This window comes from Exiguobacterium sp. PHA03 (assembly GCF_041945985.1).
Taxonomy (GTDB): domain Bacteria; phylum Bacillota; class Bacilli; order Exiguobacteriales; family Exiguobacteriaceae; genus Exiguobacterium_A.
Genome location: NZ_JAUTYQ010000004.1, coordinates 58,199 through 73,560, shown reverse-complemented (window position 1 = coordinate 73,560; position 15,362 = coordinate 58,199). Strand labels below are relative to the sequence as shown.

Annotated in this window: 17 protein-coding genes; 10 read left to right on the top strand and 7 right to left on the bottom strand. The window is 45.7% G+C overall.

The features are described 5' to 3' along the window. Positions 1-15: 15 nt before the first annotated feature. The 9 genes from deoD to Q7C19_RS14135 all read left to right on the top strand — a co-directional run bounded on the left by deoD (position 16) and on the right by Q7C19_RS14135 (position 8,444). Positions 16-723: a purine-nucleoside phosphorylase gene (gene deoD / locus Q7C19_RS14175; protein WP_035412602.1), complete on the top strand. Its 708-nt coding sequence runs from the start codon at positions 16-18 to the stop codon at positions 721-723. Positions 724-823: 100 nt separating this feature from the next. Next, on the top strand, positions 824-2,206 hold the full coding sequence (locus Q7C19_RS14170) for an aldehyde dehydrogenase (protein ID WP_375092355.1): 1,383 nt from the start codon (positions 824-826) through the stop codon (positions 2,204-2,206). A 62-nt stretch (positions 2,207-2,268) separates the two neighbouring features. Continuing rightward, positions 2,269-3,438 carry a CDP-glycerol glycerophosphotransferase family protein gene (locus Q7C19_RS14165; RefSeq protein WP_290754235.1) on the top strand — a complete coding sequence of 390 codons (1,170 nt, stop codon included), beginning with the start codon at positions 2,269-2,271 and terminating at the stop codon, positions 3,436-3,438. A gap of 16 nt (positions 3,439-3,454) precedes the next feature. Continuing rightward, positions 3,455-3,844 (top strand): glycerol-3-phosphate cytidylyltransferase, encoded by a 390-nt coding sequence (gene tagD / locus Q7C19_RS14160; RefSeq protein ID WP_035412608.1) that lies wholly within the window; start codon positions 3,455-3,457, stop codon positions 3,842-3,844. Positions 3,845-3,896: 52 nt separating this feature from the next. Further along, positions 3,897-5,051 carry a CDP-glycerol glycerophosphotransferase family protein gene (locus tag Q7C19_RS14155; protein WP_035412610.1) on the top strand — a complete coding sequence of 385 codons (1,155 nt, stop codon included), beginning with the start codon at positions 3,897-3,899 and terminating at the stop codon, positions 5,049-5,051. Between the two features lie 157 nt (positions 5,052-5,208). Then, complete coding sequence (locus Q7C19_RS14150) at positions 5,209-5,922, top strand: Crp/Fnr family transcriptional regulator (protein WP_251137623.1); 714 nt, start codon at positions 5,209-5,211, stop codon at positions 5,920-5,922. Positions 5,923-6,154: 232 nt separating this feature from the next. Next, positions 6,155-6,268: a cytochrome C oxidase subunit II gene (locus tag Q7C19_RS14145; protein ID WP_155960209.1), complete on the top strand. Its 114-nt coding sequence runs from the start codon at positions 6,155-6,157 to the stop codon at positions 6,266-6,268. Positions 6,269-6,280: 12 nt separating this feature from the next. Beyond that, entirely contained in the window at positions 6,281-6,751 is a 471-nt protein-coding gene (locus Q7C19_RS14140) for a cytochrome c oxidase subunit II (protein ID WP_035412613.1), read from the top strand. Position 6,752: 1 nt separating this feature from the next. Continuing rightward, entirely contained in the window at positions 6,753-8,444 is a 1,692-nt protein-coding gene (locus Q7C19_RS14135) for a b(o/a)3-type cytochrome-c oxidase subunit 1 (RefSeq protein WP_251137987.1), read from the top strand. 99 nt (positions 8,445-8,543) lie between these two features. Here the strand turns inward: Q7C19_RS14135 and Q7C19_RS14130 are convergent, their stop codons facing one another. From Q7C19_RS14130 to Q7C19_RS14110, 5 genes are read right to left on the bottom strand one after another with little or no spacing between them, the layout of a single operon-like run. Continuing rightward, positions 8,544-9,173 (bottom strand): response regulator, encoded by a 630-nt coding sequence (locus Q7C19_RS14130; RefSeq protein ID WP_023467256.1) that lies wholly within the window; start codon positions 9,171-9,173, stop codon positions 8,544-8,546. Next, positions 9,170-10,195 carry a sensor histidine kinase gene (locus tag Q7C19_RS14125; protein WP_290775381.1) on the bottom strand — a complete coding sequence of 342 codons (1,026 nt, stop codon included), beginning with the start codon at positions 10,193-10,195 and terminating at the stop codon, positions 9,170-9,172. The genes Q7C19_RS14130 and Q7C19_RS14125 overlap by 4 nt, the downstream gene beginning before the upstream one ends. After that, a complete protein-coding gene (gene liaF, locus Q7C19_RS14120; RefSeq protein WP_029340864.1) occupies positions 10,192-10,911 on the bottom strand; it encodes a cell wall-active antibiotics response protein LiaF in 720 nt (239 codons plus the stop codon). Before liaF ends, Q7C19_RS14125 begins: the two co-directional genes overlap by 4 nt. Before the next feature lie 59 nt (positions 10,912-10,970). Then, complete coding sequence (locus Q7C19_RS14115; protein ID WP_023467259.1) at positions 10,971-11,588, bottom strand: PspA/IM30 family protein; 618 nt, start codon at positions 11,586-11,588, stop codon at positions 10,971-10,973. A gap of 50 nt (positions 11,589-11,638) precedes the next feature. After that, positions 11,639-12,016, bottom strand: coding sequence for a lmo0954 family membrane protein (locus Q7C19_RS14110; protein WP_290753948.1), 378 nt, complete (start codon positions 12,014-12,016; stop codon positions 11,639-11,641). Positions 12,017-12,289: 273 nt separating this feature from the next. Here Q7C19_RS14110 and rsgA point away from each other — a divergent pair, with 273 nt between their 5' ends. Beyond that, the gene (gene rsgA, locus Q7C19_RS14105; RefSeq protein ID WP_214856470.1) at positions 12,290-13,339 is read left to right on the top strand and encodes a ribosome small subunit-dependent GTPase A; all 1,050 of its coding nucleotides are present in this window, start codon (positions 12,290-12,292) and stop codon (positions 13,337-13,339) included. A 70-nt stretch (positions 13,340-13,409) separates the two neighbouring features. Here rsgA and abc-f read toward each other — a convergent pair whose 3' ends face one another. Together abc-f and Q7C19_RS14095 are read right to left on the bottom strand one after the other, a co-directional pair. Continuing rightward, entirely contained in the window at positions 13,410-15,110 is a 1,701-nt protein-coding gene (abc-f, locus tag Q7C19_RS14100; RefSeq protein ID WP_375092354.1) for a ribosomal protection-like ABC-F family protein, read from the bottom strand. Positions 15,111-15,130: 20 nt separating this feature from the next. Next, on the bottom strand, positions 15,131-15,298 hold the full coding sequence (locus Q7C19_RS14095; protein WP_156323181.1) for a hypothetical protein: 168 nt from the start codon (positions 15,296-15,298) through the stop codon (positions 15,131-15,133). Between the last annotated feature and the right edge of the window lie 64 nt (positions 15,299-15,362).

The following is a 15,362-nucleotide window of genomic DNA, read 5'->3' as shown; positions in this document are numbered from 1 at the left end:
GAGGAGGAATCGTACATGAGTGTACACATTAACGCAGCTGAAGGACAAATCGCCGAAACGGTCTTACTTCCAGGAGATCCGTTACGGGCTAAATACATCGCCGAGACGTTTTTAGAGGATGTTGTTCTCTACAATGAAGTTCGAGGAATGTATGGTTTTACAGGTACTTATAAGGGTAAAAAAGTTTCTGTTCAAGGAACAGGTATGGGTGTACCATCGATGTCAATCTATGCGAACGAACTCGTTCAGTCGTATGGTGCGAAAAACTTGATTCGTGTCGGTACTGCTGGTGGCATTACTCCAGACGTTAAAGTCCGCGATGTCGTTATCGCAATGAGTGCTTCACATGACATGGCACAAAACCGCGCTCGTTTTAACGGATTAGACTACGCACCGACAGCGTCTTTTGATCTGTTGCATAAAGCCTATACAGCCGCAAAAGAACAAGGCATCGATGCAAAAGTCGGTCAAATCTTCACGACGGATCAGTTCTATCAAGATGATTTTCATCATTTCAAAAAATGGGCAGATTTCGGATGCCTCGCAATCGAGATGGAAGCAGCAGGACTGTATACGCTCGCTGCGAAACATAAGGTAAATGCATTGACGATTTTGACGATTTCGGATCATCTGTTGACAGGGGAAGAAACGACATCGGAAGAGCGTCAAACGACATTCAACGACATGATGAAAGTCGCGCTCGAGACAGCGATTCAATTATAAAGAGCAAGACGGAGAATCCTCTCCGTCTTTTTTCATATCGAAAAAGAGATATGGTAAGATGAAGGCAGTGTTATAGACCAGTTAAAGGAGAGATTCTCGGATGATAACAACGATGACAGAGACAGTTCTTTCAGAACGCTTGCAATTACAACGGCACTTTTTCCGGACAGGGGCAACACGCAGTCTAGCCTTCCGCTTAAGTATGTTAACGTTCTTACGCCAAGCAATCGAAACACATGAAGCGGCGATTTATGAGGCATTAAAACAAGATCTCAATAAAGGACAGCATGATGCGTTCACGACGGAAATCGGATTCGTTTACGGAGAGATTCAACGGATGGAGAGACAACTCCGTCGACTGGCAAGACCAAAACGTGTCGCAACACCGCTTCTGCATATCGGGTCGAAAAGTGAAATCCAATACGAACCTTATGGCAATGTGCTTGTGATTGCACCATGGAACTATCCCTTCCAGCTCGCACTTGCTCCTGTCATTGGTGCGATTGCAGCCGGGAATACGGTCGTCCTTAAACCATCCGAGTTGACACCGAATGTCTCTCGCGTATTACGAGAAGTCTTTGAAACGGCATTCCATGAACGATTCGGAATCGTCATAGAAGGGGATGCTGAAGTCAGCAGTGCCTTATTAAACGAGCGTTTTGACTATATCTTCTTTACGGGTTCCACACGCGTCGGAAAAATCGTACATCAGGCTGCGGCGAAGCACCTGACGCCTGTCACGCTTGAACTAGGTGGAAAATCTCCGACGATCGTGCACAAGGATGCAGACCTTCGTCTAGCAGCGAAGCGGATCGCATGGGGAAAATGGTTGAATGCGGGACAGACATGTATCGCTCCGGATTATGTATTGATTCATGAAGACGTCAAAGAACGCTTCTTACAACTGATAGAAGAAGAAGCCTTCAAACAGTACGGAAACGGCGTAGGCGTCTCTTCATACGTTAAAATCGTATCGGACGATCATTTGAATCGTTTAAGCAATTATTTAACGCAAGGAACGATCGAATTCGGTGGACAAGTGGATCCGGAAACACGCAAGATGGCGCCGACCGTCATGACTGGTGTAGCAACGGATGCTCCATTGATGCAAGACGAAATCTTCGGACCGATCCTACCGGTGTTAACATACCGTGAAATCGAAGAAGTTATTACATTCGTCAATGATCGTGATAAGCCGCTTGCGCTTTATCTATTCACAGAGAATAAAGCCATCGAGCATCGCGTCCTTGAGCGAATTTCGTTTGGTGGTGGATGCGTCAATGACACATTGATGCATGTCGCACAGCACCACTTACCATTTGGTGGAGTCGGAGCGAGTGGAATGGGTGGATATCATGGCAAATATAGTTTCGAGACGTTCAGTCATCGGAAAGGAATCGTCAAAAATACGACGGCATTTGATTTACCGTTCCGCTACATGCGAACAAATAGCAATTCCAAATGGATGCGCTTTTTGTTATGATGAGCTGTGATTAATTGACTTAAGAAGGAGCTCTTCACTTGAAAGATCAAGTAAAACAGTGGATGAAACGAACAGGCTTGATTGAACGCGGTCTTCGTACCGTCATGAGAGTCTTTACATGGTTGCCACAAAAACGTAAGCGAATTCTTTTCGAGAGTTTTCTCGGAAAACAATATAGTGACAGTCCGCGTGCCATTTACGAATTGATGCGCGCGATGCATCCGGAGTGTGAGTTGATTTTCAGCAAGCAACGAGGTGTTGCATTTCCACCAAATGTCAAGACAGTAGATCGGTTGACGTTCCGCTGGATTTATTTACTTGCGACGTCACGGGTCTGGGTATCAAACAGTCGGTTACCGGGTTGGTTGATCAAACCGGAAAAAACGTTTTATCTCCAAACTTGGCATGGCACACCGCTCAAGAAACTAGCGCTTGATATGGATGATGTCCAAATGGCGAATACGACAACCGAACGATATAAACAAGGATTTAAGCAGGAAGCAGCAAAATGGTCTAGCTTAGTTTCACCCAATGCCTATTCCAGTTCAATATTTAGACGGGCATTTGCATTTGAAGGTGAGATGCTAGAAATTGGGTATCCTCGAAATGATATATTTTATCAAGAGGCGCGACATGCTAAAATCAAAGAAGCAGTATATCGCCACTATGATATTGATCATTCAAAAAAAGTCTTGTTGTATGCACCAACTTGGCGAGATAATGCATTCGAAGGTCAAGGGAAATATTCATTTGAGCTACCTTTTTCGCTAAATGAATTTGAAAAGCGATTTGGGGATGAATACGTTCTGCTTGTCCGAATGCACTATTTAGTCGGAAGTCGTCTCGACGTCACTGCTTATCCATCCGTTCGAAATACATCGGACTACCCGGATATCGCGGAGCTCTATCTGGCGTCGGACGCCTTGATCACGGATTATTCTTCTGTCATGTTTGATTTTGCGCACTTATCTCGTCCGATTTTATTCTATACGTATGATTTAGAACATTATCGAGATCAGTTGCGTGGATTTTACTTCGATTTTGAGCAGGAGGCACCGGGACCATTGTTGTCGACTGAAACAGCACTGTTTGAAGAGCTGAACCAGTTAGATGATTGGCACACACGGTATGCGTCAGCATTTCGAGCGTTCCAAGAGACGTATTGTCAATGGGATGATGGACAGGCTTCAGAACGGGCGATGAAGACGATCATAAAGAGAATTCACGGATAAAAGGGAGAGCAGAATCATGAAGAAGGTTATTACGTACGGAACATTTGATTTATTACACTGGGGTCATATCAACATCTTAAAACGCGCAAAAGCGATGGGAGACTATCTTATCGTTGCGATTTCAACGGACGAATTCAACCGTTTGAAACATAAGCAGTCCTACCATAATTTCGAGAATCGAAAGATGATTCTTGAAGCCATCCGTTATGTGGATGAAGTCATTCCGGAAAACAGCTGGGATCAAAAAGTAGAAGATGTGAAGAAGCATAACGTCGACCTCTTCGTCATGGGTGATGATTGGAAAGGCGAGTTCGATTTCTTAAAAGAGCATTGTGAAGTCGTTTACCTTAGCCGAACTGAGGGTATTTCTACGAGTCAGATTAAAACGGAATTAGCTTCGAAGTGATTGAAGAGGAGACCACACGACGACGTGCGGTCTTTCTTCGTAGAAGGGCAGGATGAAAGTGGTTAGAGAAGGAATCGTATGGGTCTATTTATTGTTGTTTCGTATTTGTTATGGTGTCTTTCGGTTGTTACCGCTTCGCCCCGTCACTTTATTTTGGATGACATACGGGGATAACGCAAAACCTGTTAATGATCGCTTGGCGCAGGAATTGCCAAATGAGAAACGGTATCTTGTATATGATCACCATTTCATGAAGCAGCCAGATTTATGGAAGTCAGACCGAATGCTTCGCTTTCGTCGATTACGGTTCGTCAGACTCGCATATTTACTTGCGACCTCCCGGACGGTTTTCGTCGATAATTATGTTGCGGAATTCAGTGTTGCTAAAACGCGACGTGGAACACGACGTATCCAGCTATGGCATGCCGGCGGAACGTTAAAGCAGTTTGGACTAACTTCTTCGAAAAGCCTGTTCGTATCGGAACGGATACGAAATCGGTTCCGACGTGTCTATCAGGAATATGGTGATTTCATCGTGCCGGGGATGCGTTGTGCGACACAATTCATGGCACCGCATGATTTAAAACGATCTCATTTTAAACCGTTCGGCATGCCGCGGACGGATTATTGGTATGATGAGGTTCAGCGGGAACATCGGGCGCTTGATTTAAAAGAACGTTATGTAAAACCCGACCGCCGGATTCTATTGTATGCCCCGACTTACCGCGAATATAAAGGAACGGAAGATCACACGATTCAACAATTTGAACAACTGGCTAAAACAGGCTGGACGATTCTTGTTAAGTTACATCCGACGATCCGAGCGCTTTCGACCTATCGTTCCGCCCATATACATCTTGTGGATGACACGTATCAGATCAATGATTATTTGCTCATCACGGATGTTCTGGTGACCGACTATTCGTCGATTCCATTTGAAAGCTGTCTTCTTGAGGTTCCAACGTTCTTATACACACCGGACATCGATACATATCGACAACTACCAGGACTTGTCGATCAGTATCCAAAACCATTACCGGTGCGACAAACGGAGCAGATGGCGCAATTGATGGAGTGGATCGTGTCTGACGCGATACTTGAAGAGTGCCGTCAGCACATGCAAGAATTCCAAACAAGTTGGTATGATCACCCACCAGGTCAAGCAGTTGAACGAATCGTTCATCATTATTACGGAACAGGTATGTAATACTATATCTGACGATTGCTTTAGTTTTAGAAAGCGGTCGTCAGATACTTTTTCAAAACTAATGTGAAACATTGAACAAAGTTTGACAATCTTTTGAAAATCCATTCTTTTGAACTGTGATGTTCTATACTAAAAGCAGAAGAAAAGGAGAGGAGAAATGGATATGCTGACTTGTGGAACGACTGAAGCGAATACATTCATCTTATCACCTGAGACAAGAACGTTACTAGAGAGCTTCATGACGGAAACGACGTTCAAAAAGGATTCCATCGTCTGTTGGGAAGGGGAAATGAACGACAAGTTGTTTTATGTGAAACAAGGAGGCGTCAAACTATCGAAGTTGACGAAAAAAGGCAGTCCATTACTCATGTTCTTATATTTCAAAGGGGATCTATTTGGTGAATTTGATGTAGGAGAAGCTTTTCCGAGTTCATACAGTATCGAGACGATGGAGGATAGTATCATCGGTTTCCTCTCAAAAGAAAAATTAGAGGAACTCATGAGAAAGGATGGTACTTTTGCGCTTGAGATCATGCGGTGGCAAGCATTGATGCGGAAACAGACGGAGACTAAATTGCGCGACTTGCTATTGTTCGGAAAACCGGGTGCGTTAGCTTCGACGTTACTTCGTCTCATCGCGATGGAAGGGGAACAAGTAGGAGAAACCTACCGTCTTGCAAAACGTCCATCCGATGGGGAGTTTGGTCAATTGATTGGCGCACCGCGTGAAACGGTCAATCGGATGTTCTCCCAGTGGAAAAAAGAAGGTGTCATTTCGATGACGCCAAAAGAAATCATCATTCATGATGCACAATATCTGCGTGATCTGTGTCATTGTGAAGGATGCCCAGCAGGTGTTTGTCGAATTTAATAGATAGTGTACAAACAATTCAAACGTGAAGCAGAATTTTCTGTCTCATGTATGGATTGTTTTTTTTGTAGATGAGTCGTGCCTCCTTCTCTTGTTCAGATGTGAACTTTTTGTGTGTTTTTAGAAAGAAAAGTGCGGATTTTTCACATTTGAAGTGATATATATCACAGTTTCCGAACTTGCTGAATTCTTACAATAAAGACAAGTTCAAAGCAGGAGAGGAGTAATCACCATGGACCAAAAATCAGAATCAAACCTCAAAGGAACATTTATTGCCGTCCTGATCGTAGCAGGTATCATCATTGGGATGTGGAGCTCAATCTTTCTATTATTCTTATCACGGTAAGGGGGAGTCACAATGCATATTCATCGTCTAGAAAAAATCTGGCTGATTTTTGGAGCAGTGATGCTTGGCGTCTTTTTAACCATCATCGGCGTATCCGCTTTTGCATCCGGAAATCAACCGCCATCCGATGCAACATTGATTGATCCGACGAAAGTTGATCAAACGAAACCATTCGACAAGCCAGGACTAAAAAAAATCGATGACGACCGATACGAAGCGATCATCGTCGCACAAGCGTTCCAATTCACACCAAAAGATATGGTCATTCCCAAAGGGGCAACGGTTGATTTTTTGGTGACATCAAAAGATGTCGTCCATGGCTTTGAAATTGTCAAGACGAATGTCAATATGATGGTCGTTCCTGGTCATATCAATTCCATTGAATATACATTCAAGGAAGCTGGCGAGTATTTGGTCGTCTGTAATGAATACTGTGGATCGGGTCATCATATGATGGCAACCAAAATCAAGGTGGTGGAATAAGATGAATGCCATTTCAAAAAAATTAAGACAGTTCGAGATGGAGCGTGGTCTGCCTGCTACCGTCATCGGAATTAAGGAAGCGAAGCTCGCTTTCGCACATGTTAGTTTTTCACTCGTTGCCTTATTGATTGGTGGTTTATGTGGATTGTTGCAAACGATGGTGCGGACAGGTGTCATTCCAGAAATTGCTGGAGTCGGCTACTATGAGCTTCTCACTGCCCACGGGTTAATGCTTGCGATCGTCTTTACGACATTATTCATATTTGGATTACTGTTTTCATTTTTAGGTCAATCCTTTGGACGTTTCGAAGACTTTCCTCGACGTCTCGGGTGGGTTGGATTCTGGTTCATGATCCTTGGTGTCATCCTCGTCACATGGATGGTACTTGCAGGAGAAGCTTCCGTCCTCTATACATTCTATGCACCACTCAAGGCACATCCAGTATTTTATATTGGACTCGTCATCTTCGTCGTCGGAACGTGGATTGCTTCTGGTGCCATGTTCCGTATGTATGCTGATTATAAACGGGAACACCCTGGCGTTCATCCACCACTTCAAGCATACATGAGTATTATGACTGCCTTATTATGGGTGGTTGCGACACTCGGAGTAGCAGCGACGATTCTCTTTCAGCTCCTTCCCTTATCCCTTGGTTGGACGGATAAGGTCGGAATCGAGCTATCCCGGACGCTATTTTGGTACTTTGGTCATCCACTCGTCTATTTCTGGTTGTTACCTGCCTACATCGTCTGGTATACAGTCATCCCGAAAATCGTTGGTGGAAAGGTTTTTTCCGACGCGTTAGCACGTATGTCATTTTTATTGTTCCTCCTCTTTTCGTTCCCGGTTGGTTTTCACCATCAATTGTTAGAGCCGGGGATTTCTGCTTTTTGGAAGTATGTCCAAGTCGTCTTAACGTTCCTCGTCATCATTCCATCATTGATGACAGCCTTCTCGATGTTTGCGACTTTTGAGTTGGCGGGTCGTCGGAAAGGGGCGACCGGGGTATTTGGTTGGGTGAAAAAAATGCCGTATCGCGATGTACGTTTTCTTGCACCGTTCATCGGGATGTTGTTCTTCATTCCTGCAGGTGCAGGTGGTGTCATCAACGCATCCCATCAACTAAACATCATCGTTCACAATACGTTATGGGTCACAGGACACTTTCATATCACGGTCGGTGCCGCTGTGGCATTGACGTTCTTTGGAACGGCTTACTGGCTTGTCCCGCTCTTACGTGGTCGAACGTTAACAGCGGCAATGAATCGTCTTGGGCTTATTCAAACGGCTGCCTGGACGATCGGAATGCTCTTCATGTCGACAGCAATGCATATCTCAGGTCTACTCGGTAATCCACGACGGACGGGTCCTGCCGCCTACTTCAAAGATTCGATCGTCGCTGACTGGATTCCATATCATGTCGCCATGGCAATTGGTGGGACGATTTTATTCATATCGATTCTATTGTTCTTGTATGCGATGTTCCAACTTGCATTTCGTACACCAAAAGGAACGGAAGAATTTCCGATTGCTGAAACGGAAGAAGAGGCGATGGCAACGCCACTCTTCTTTGAAAATTGGAAGCTATGGATTTTTGTAACGTTCGCTTTGATTGCGTTTGCGTACACAGTACCGATTTGGCATATGATTGAAAACGCCCCTCCAGGCGCTCCGGGATGGAAGCTTTGGTAATCGTTTCGTACAACATCAAAACCCCGAACGGTCTCTGACTAAGAGACGATTCGGGGTTTTTGGCATGCGCTTAAAGAATAAGTAATGAAGGGCTAAATCTTATTTGACGAGATTATGCTTGAAGGCATAGACGACAGCTTGTGTACGGTCTACGACATCTAGTTTTGATAAGATGTTCGAGACATGTGTTTTGACGGTTTTTAAGGAAATGAATAATTCGTCCGCAATCTCTTGGTTCGCCATACCACGAGCCATCAATTGAAGAACTTCCTGCTCACGTTCCGTTAAATCATCATGTAAGTGTGTCGTAGGACGACGAAGACGTTCCATCATTTTACCGGTCACTTGTGCTGCCATGACGGATTGACCGTTTGCTGTCTTGCGAATCGCTTCTGCGATGTCAAAGGCGCTAGCTGTCTTTAAAACGTAACTCATCGCACCCGCTTCAATGACAGGATAGACTTTCTCGTCATCAAGAAAACTCGTCACGACGAGAATTTTTGCTTCCGGCCAGTCTTTGCGGATCAACCGGGTTCCTTCGACGCCATCAACTGGCTCCATCACTAAATCCATCAAGATAACATCCGGTCGGTGTTCGAGCGCTAGCAAGGCTCCCGCTTGACCATCCGAAGCTTCAGCGACGACCTCGATGTCTGGTTGTGTGGAAAGGAAAGCAGACACACCGGCCCGGACCATCTCGTGGTCATCTACTAATAATACGCGTATCATACTTGCACCATCCGATCTTTTCTAAGTTTTACTTCGATTTGGGTTCCTTGTCCAGGAACACTGACGAGACGAATCGTTCCACCCATCTCAGCCGTTCGTTCTCGCATCGAATTGATGCCATAAGAGGCAAGTTTTTTTTCATCCACAACAAATCCAACACCATCATCATTCATGCTCAGGATAATTGTTTCGTTGAATTGCCGGAGCTCGATATCCATATGGGACGCTTTCGCGTGACGTAAGGCATTCGTTAATCCTTCTTGAACGATCCGGAACAACTCGTTTTCGATTTGTCGTGGGAGTGACATCTCTTCTAACTTCCAACTCAATTGTGTGGACTGCTTTCTAGATAATTCTTCGAGCAGTTGAGAAAGTCCTTGTTGTAACGTCATCCCTTCGAGTTCGACGGGGCGAAGTTGAAGTAAGAGCGAACGCATTTCAGACTGTGCCGTTTGTGCCATCGTCTCGACCATTTCGATTTGTTTGGCAGCAGCTTCAGGTTGAGACAAAATCGTCTGTTTGGCTGCTGTCGTCATCATCGAGATGGCATAAAGTTGTTGTGAAACGGAGTCGTGTAAATCACGTGCGAGTCGCTTGCGTTCTTCGGTGACAGCTTGAATCCGTACCTGTTCGACGTGCTGCGGACGCGTGCTGATCTTTTGAACGGTCTCGACTTGCTCGTCAATACGTTTTCCAATTCGTGACAGGCGTGTCAACGTATGAAAATAGGGACCGGGAACAATTGTGACATCTTTTCCTTGCTCCAGTTCGATGATGGCAGTCGTGACACGCTTGAAGTCACGACGCAAGAAAAAATAATGCATGCTACCGATAGCAAGCGGCAGTAGTAATGAGAGTCCGATGACGAGTAAAAGGACAGGAAAGTCTTGCTGACGGACGAAGAGAACATGCCAATCGACTTGGCGTGTACTTAAGAATAACAACGTCGTCATGACGGCTGTCAAGAAGCCCGTCATGACTTGCAGAGCGATGACACCAAGCGGAAATTGATCACGCTTCATATCGAAGACACCTCCACGTTGCCAATACCGAGCATGACATGAATACGAACCTTCCGCGTCGCTTCACCATATTCTGGTGCTCGGAATTGAATGCGTCGATTGAAGAAGGTCGGAATACGGCGGATGTCCGTCTTGACGCTTCCGAAGCCGATCGACGTGTCGAGCGTATAATCATAACCGGACGGTAAAAGAATCCGGACGTCCCCGACGACGCCACTGACGACGATCAATGTTTCACCTTCCGGGACATAGGCATGCGTCAAATCGATTTCTAAATCCTTGACGATGAACTGTTCACTTAAGTCCTGTAAGACATACGGTGCATCGGCCTGGGTCGAGAAGGAGTAAGCTGGTTGAATCTTGATGCCTTCCTCTTCATATTGATGGGGGGCAATCCGTGAAAACAAAAATTCACGGACAGAATGCCGTGTCACAAGAATGATCCCAAGATAGAGCAAAATTCCGGCAATGACAAAACCGATGGCAGCCGAACTGAGGACGACGCCAGCAAGAATGATCGTACCGACGATATAAAAGAGGATCGCTAGTTTTTCATGATTGCGCCGCCGGAAATGAATCCCGACGTAATACAGCAGGAAAGGGAATAAGACACCGAACAATACATTTCCTGCACCGGATAATAGGTCATAGAATAGACCAAGGGCGAACAGGATCGATACGTAACCGACCAGTTGTTTCGTACTTAATCGTCGCACGATCAATCTCCTTTCTAACATGACAAAGGGAGGCATACGCCTCCTTCGTCATGAACTGCTTATTGGTGAATGCGGCGTTCGAGTTCAGCGATACGCGCATCGATATCATCTTCATCAACGGCTGGTTGTTTTGCTTCAGGTTCTTCCGCCGTGAACGGATGTGCTTCTTCTTTTATAGTAGCATTTGGTTCGCGATCTAGCACCTGGTTCATCTTGTTTTTTAAGTTCGAAACGTTTTCGCGCATCATCCATTCGTACCGTTTGTTCTGTAGGTCTTCGAGCTTCAACTTCAATTCGAGGGCTTCACGTTCAAGCTCATTTAACTCGCGTTTCGTTTCAGCGACGAGTTCTTCGAAGAACCGGTATTGCTCTCCGTAATGTTTCGATTCGATGGCAGCACGTTCGGCGAGTTGCTGTTCACCGGCTTCGTTTGCGATTTCAACTTGTTTGAAGCGTTTATCGGCTAAATCCTTCGCTTCTTCCTGCTTTTGAGTCAGTTCCAGCAATAATGTCCGTTGACGCTCAAGTAGTCGATCAATCTCTTTTAAATCAGCTTCTGTAGATCGAATATGACGAACGAGCTTTTTAGCAGGTACTTCGCCCTGTTCAGCGGCTTTTTTGACTTCTGTCATCATTTGTGTCGCAAAATCATTGAGTTGATCAAACACGTTTTTCATGAAAAATTCCTCCTTGAAAGTGGTAAACAGTATGGGTAGTATCTTTAAATTTAGAATCGTTTTTCGTCTAAGTCTTTCCAGTCAGCTTCAAAATGTGTTGTTGACGTACGGCGGCGGTTAAAGAGATCTTGAACATTGACACGCTGTAGTTTCATACGCATGTAACCGACGTACAATGCGATGGCTGCTGCGATTCCGATGACTGCCCAGATGTTTGAGAGGGCAAGTCCGATTCCGATGGCTGCTAGAAATCCGAAACCGAGTTTCGCTGGCCATTTGTTCGATTGCATGAACTTACTGATCGAATAGAACGCAAGTAATGCCCCTAAACCAAGTCCGATCATATGTGGTAATGTTCCGATGACAACGGCGAGTAATGCGAGTCCGGTAAGAATCATCACCAATTGTTTTCCTTTCGATTGCTTCATGAGGAAGCCTCCCTTGTGTTGATACCTTTATAATACGGAAGTCCTTCTGTTCGTACGACGCTCTTTGGACCGTATTTGCTCTCGGGCTTAAGGCGGAGAGAAGGTCTGACTTTGAGGGAAGCGCTACCAGAAACATTGATTGATATGATATTCTATAAAGGAATCGAATCGAGAGGAGTGATGTTGATGAGTGCAACAATCAACGCTAAAAAAGTAACATGTGTCGAAAACCAGGGAGGGGTTTCCCTCCCTTAAATCAGAGGAGGAAACCATTTGAACGAATGGGGTACACCACCTGTCTACGAAACGACAGGAACAGAACAACTGGGACGAATCACGGCCGTCTACCAAACGCATTATCGTGTCATGACGGACACAGGAGAATCACTTAGCGAACTGTCTGGTAAGCTGCGTTTTCAATCAGGAACGAAAGCTGAATTGCCAGCGGTTGGAGACTGGATCATTCAAACAGAGCGAGAGCCAGGCAAAGGACGAATCGAACGGGTCTTGCCACGGTCGTCTCAATTTTCCCGAAAAGCGGCAGGGACGGAGACCGAGGAACAAATTATCTGCGCGAATGTCGACGTTGCCTTGCTCGTCATGGCTTTTGGACATGACTTCAACGTCCGTCGACTGGAACGTTATTTAACGGTTGCTTGGGATGCAGGGGTGATACCAATCATCGTCCTGACGAAAAAAAGTTTGATGCCGTCGATCGAAATAGAACTGCAGGCTGTTGAAGCAGTCGCGTTCGGAACACCGATCCTTGCCGTTGATTCTTTGACGGGTGACGGATTAGAGGAACTACGTGCCCAGTTACAAGTCAAGCAAACGATCGTGTTAGTCGGATCGTCCGGCGTTGGGAAGTCGACGCTCGTCAACGCTTTAGCTGGAGAACAGTTAATGGAGACGGGTGGCGTACGGGAAGACGATGAACGCGGACGTCACACGACGACACATCGCGAACTGAAACGACTGGCGAACGGTTTATTACTCGTCGATACACCGGGGATGCGAGAATTGGCCTTATGGGATGGAAGTGACGGTTTATCGTCGACGTTTTCCGATATTGAAGAGCTTGCTGAAAACTGTCGTTTTCGAGACTGTAAACATGAGAAGGAACCAGGATGTGCCGTTCGGACAGCTTTAGAAGATGGAACGCTATCTGCTGAGCGCTGGAACAGCTTCGTTAAGCTAAAACGAGAAATCGCCTATACGGAACGTAAGCAAAACGTGGCGTTGCAGGCGGCGGAGAAAGAAAAGTGGAAAAAAATCCACAAGCAGGCACAAGCGCATACGAAACTGAAGTATCAAAAGCGGTAATACGACTGAAATATGAAAAGCATCTGCAATGGAAACAAGAGTCTCTTTTTCTATGCAGATGCTTTTTTTGTTATTCTTTTGAAAGTGATTCATTTGTTTCTGTATCGAACGGCACATCACCTGTCAAAGCATCAAGACGATGTAGATCGGATTGAGTCGCTTCAGGGTCACTTCGGCGTGCATTTCTTACCACGGCAGTTCCGTCTGGATGATCGTTGAATCCAGTCGTTAAGTCAAACGTCCGGTTCGATAGCCGATCGGTAAAATAACGATCGTGAGAGACGAAGAGGAGCTCACCAGGGAAGACATCGAGGGCGGCTTCGATTTGTTCACGAGTCGCAAGATCCAAATAGTTCGTCGGTTCGTCGAGAATAAGCAAGTGAGCACCAGAGAAATAAAGGCGTAAAAAGGCGATTCGACATTTCTCACCCATACTGGCGTCGGCAATCGACCGGTAAACATCATCACGTCGAAATAAAAAACAGGCGAGTAGTGTCCGGGCATCCGTTTCACTCATCGTGCCGAACTCGAGCAATGCCTCTAACAACGTACCGGATGTCGGTAAATGGGAAAGAGCTTGTGAAAAATAGCCGGTTTTTAATCGAGGATGGCGGATGACTGTCCCTTGATTAGGAGCATATTCGCCCTCAATGAGACGCAGTAAGGTCGTTTTCCCACTTCCATTCGGTCCAATGACAGCAATCCGGTCACCGCGATCGATTGAAAATGAGACATCGTTTAGAATGGTTTTCGTCTCATATCTAAACGTGACGTGTTCGAACGAAACGAGTCGCTTCGCATGAATCGCTTCATGTTCAAATGCGACGTGAACAGTCGGTGCAACCTCTGGCTTTTTAACACGATTCTCCAGTAAGCGCTCAAGCTGTTGTTCTTTTGCTTTGACCTTTGTTGCGTGTTTAGCGGCTTTCTTTTTCGCATATGGATCGCGTTCACTAGCTTGATCCGAAGCTTTTTGATGCCATTGCCGGTATCCTTGAATCATGCGTGTCAGCTCTTTACGGGTGCGTTCTTGTTTTTCGTACGCTCGTTGTTGCGACAGAGCTTGATGTTCCTTTTGTTCTTTATAGGACTGATAGTTTCCGCTGTATCGCGTTGCCCCTGATTCGGATAATTCAATGACGGCATCAGCCGTTGCGTCGATGAAGAATCGTTCGTGTGAGACATAGAGAATCGAGGTCCGTGACATGTTGACCCATTCCGTGAGCCACTCGAGTGTCTCTTGATCCAGATGATTCGTCGGTTCATCGAGAATGATGAAATCAGGTCGTGATAGAAGCAGACAGGCAAGTTGGAGGCGCGTCTGTTCACCACCGCTTAAACTGGATGCTTTGTGTGTCCAGAGTGCTTCCTCTAATTTGACTTCTTTTAAGACGCGTGCTGCATCTGCTTCCAGCGAGAAGGCGTCCTGATCGATTGCTTGTTGATAAATCGTCAAGTCACCATTCATGGCATTAGCGCGAAGTTGATAACGAACCGCATCCGCTCGTTCGACGACATCAAGAACGGTGTGATCGCCCGCCACAAAGTGTTGTGATAGTAGACCGAGTTTTTTGTAATGACGCTTGATCGAACCGTCAGTCGGTTGAAGTTGATCAGCGATCAAGTGTAACAGTGTCGTTTTTCCGATGCCGTTCGGACCGATTAAGGCGACATGTTCACCGGTATGAATATGAAAAGAAACGTCCGAGAAAAGGCGTCGTTCGTCGTAGTCCATCGATAGGTGTTGGATCGTAAGTGTTTCAGTAGGCATAAAAGCAGCTCCTTTAGTGTTCATTTCCGATAAGATGAAATGAAAAACACACCATCCGAAGCGAGCGGATGGTGTGCCGGAGTGTAACTCAAAGAAGGCGATGACCAGAGGATGGTCACACCGAAAAAGAGCAGACTCGTAGCGTCAGACATCCGCAACTGCATTGCGAAAGAGATGATTTCATTCATCAAGCGACCTGTACGAGTGATTGCTTCATTTCGGTGTTGTACCTCCTGTTCATAATCTATGATG

What these genes read in the sequence shown, in the direction of transcription:
- deoD (WP_035412602.1), top strand. Translation starts at nt 16, where the DNA reads ATGAGTGTACACATTAACGCAGCTGAAGGACAAATCGCCGAAACGGTC.
- Q7C19_RS14170 (WP_375092355.1), top strand. Translation starts at nt 824, where the DNA reads ATGATAACAACGATGACAGAGACAGTTCTTTCAGAACGCTTGCAATTA.
- Q7C19_RS14165 (WP_290754235.1), top strand. Translation starts at nt 2,269, where the DNA reads ATGAAACGAACAGGCTTGATTGAACGCGGTCTTCGTACCGTCATGAGA.
- tagD (WP_035412608.1), top strand. Translation starts at nt 3,455, where the DNA reads ATGAAGAAGGTTATTACGTACGGAACATTTGATTTATTACACTGGGGT.
- Q7C19_RS14155 (WP_035412610.1), top strand. Translation starts at nt 3,897, where the DNA reads ATGAAAGTGGTTAGAGAAGGAATCGTATGGGTCTATTTATTGTTGTTT.
- Q7C19_RS14150 (WP_251137623.1), top strand. Translation starts at nt 5,209, where the DNA reads ATGGATATGCTGACTTGTGGAACGACTGAAGCGAATACATTCATCTTA.
- Q7C19_RS14145 (WP_155960209.1), top strand. Translation starts at nt 6,155, where the DNA reads ATGGACCAAAAATCAGAATCAAACCTCAAAGGAACATTTATTGCCGTC.
- Q7C19_RS14140 (WP_035412613.1), top strand. Translation starts at nt 6,281, where the DNA reads ATGCATATTCATCGTCTAGAAAAAATCTGGCTGATTTTTGGAGCAGTG.
- Q7C19_RS14135 (WP_251137987.1), top strand. Translation starts at nt 6,753, where the DNA reads ATGAATGCCATTTCAAAAAAATTAAGACAGTTCGAGATGGAGCGTGGT.
- Q7C19_RS14130 (WP_023467256.1), bottom strand. Translation starts at nt 9,173, where the DNA reads ATGATACGCGTATTATTAGTAGATGACCACGAGATGGTCCGGGCCGGT.
- Q7C19_RS14125 (WP_290775381.1), bottom strand. Translation starts at nt 10,195, where the DNA reads ATGAAGCGTGATCAATTTCCGCTTGGTGTCATCGCTCTGCAAGTCATG.
- Q7C19_RS14115 (WP_023467259.1), bottom strand. Translation starts at nt 11,588, where the DNA reads ATGAAAAACGTGTTTGATCAACTCAATGATTTTGCGACACAAATGATG.
- Q7C19_RS14110 (WP_290753948.1), bottom strand. Translation starts at nt 12,016, where the DNA reads ATGAAGCAATCGAAAGGAAAACAATTGGTGATGATTCTTACCGGACTC.
- abc-f (WP_375092354.1), bottom strand. Translation starts at nt 15,110, where the DNA reads ATGCCTACTGAAACACTTACGATCCAACACCTATCGATGGACTACGAC.
- Q7C19_RS14095 (WP_156323181.1), bottom strand. Translation starts at nt 15,298, where the DNA reads ATGAATGAAATCATCTCTTTCGCAATGCAGTTGCGGATGTCTGACGCT.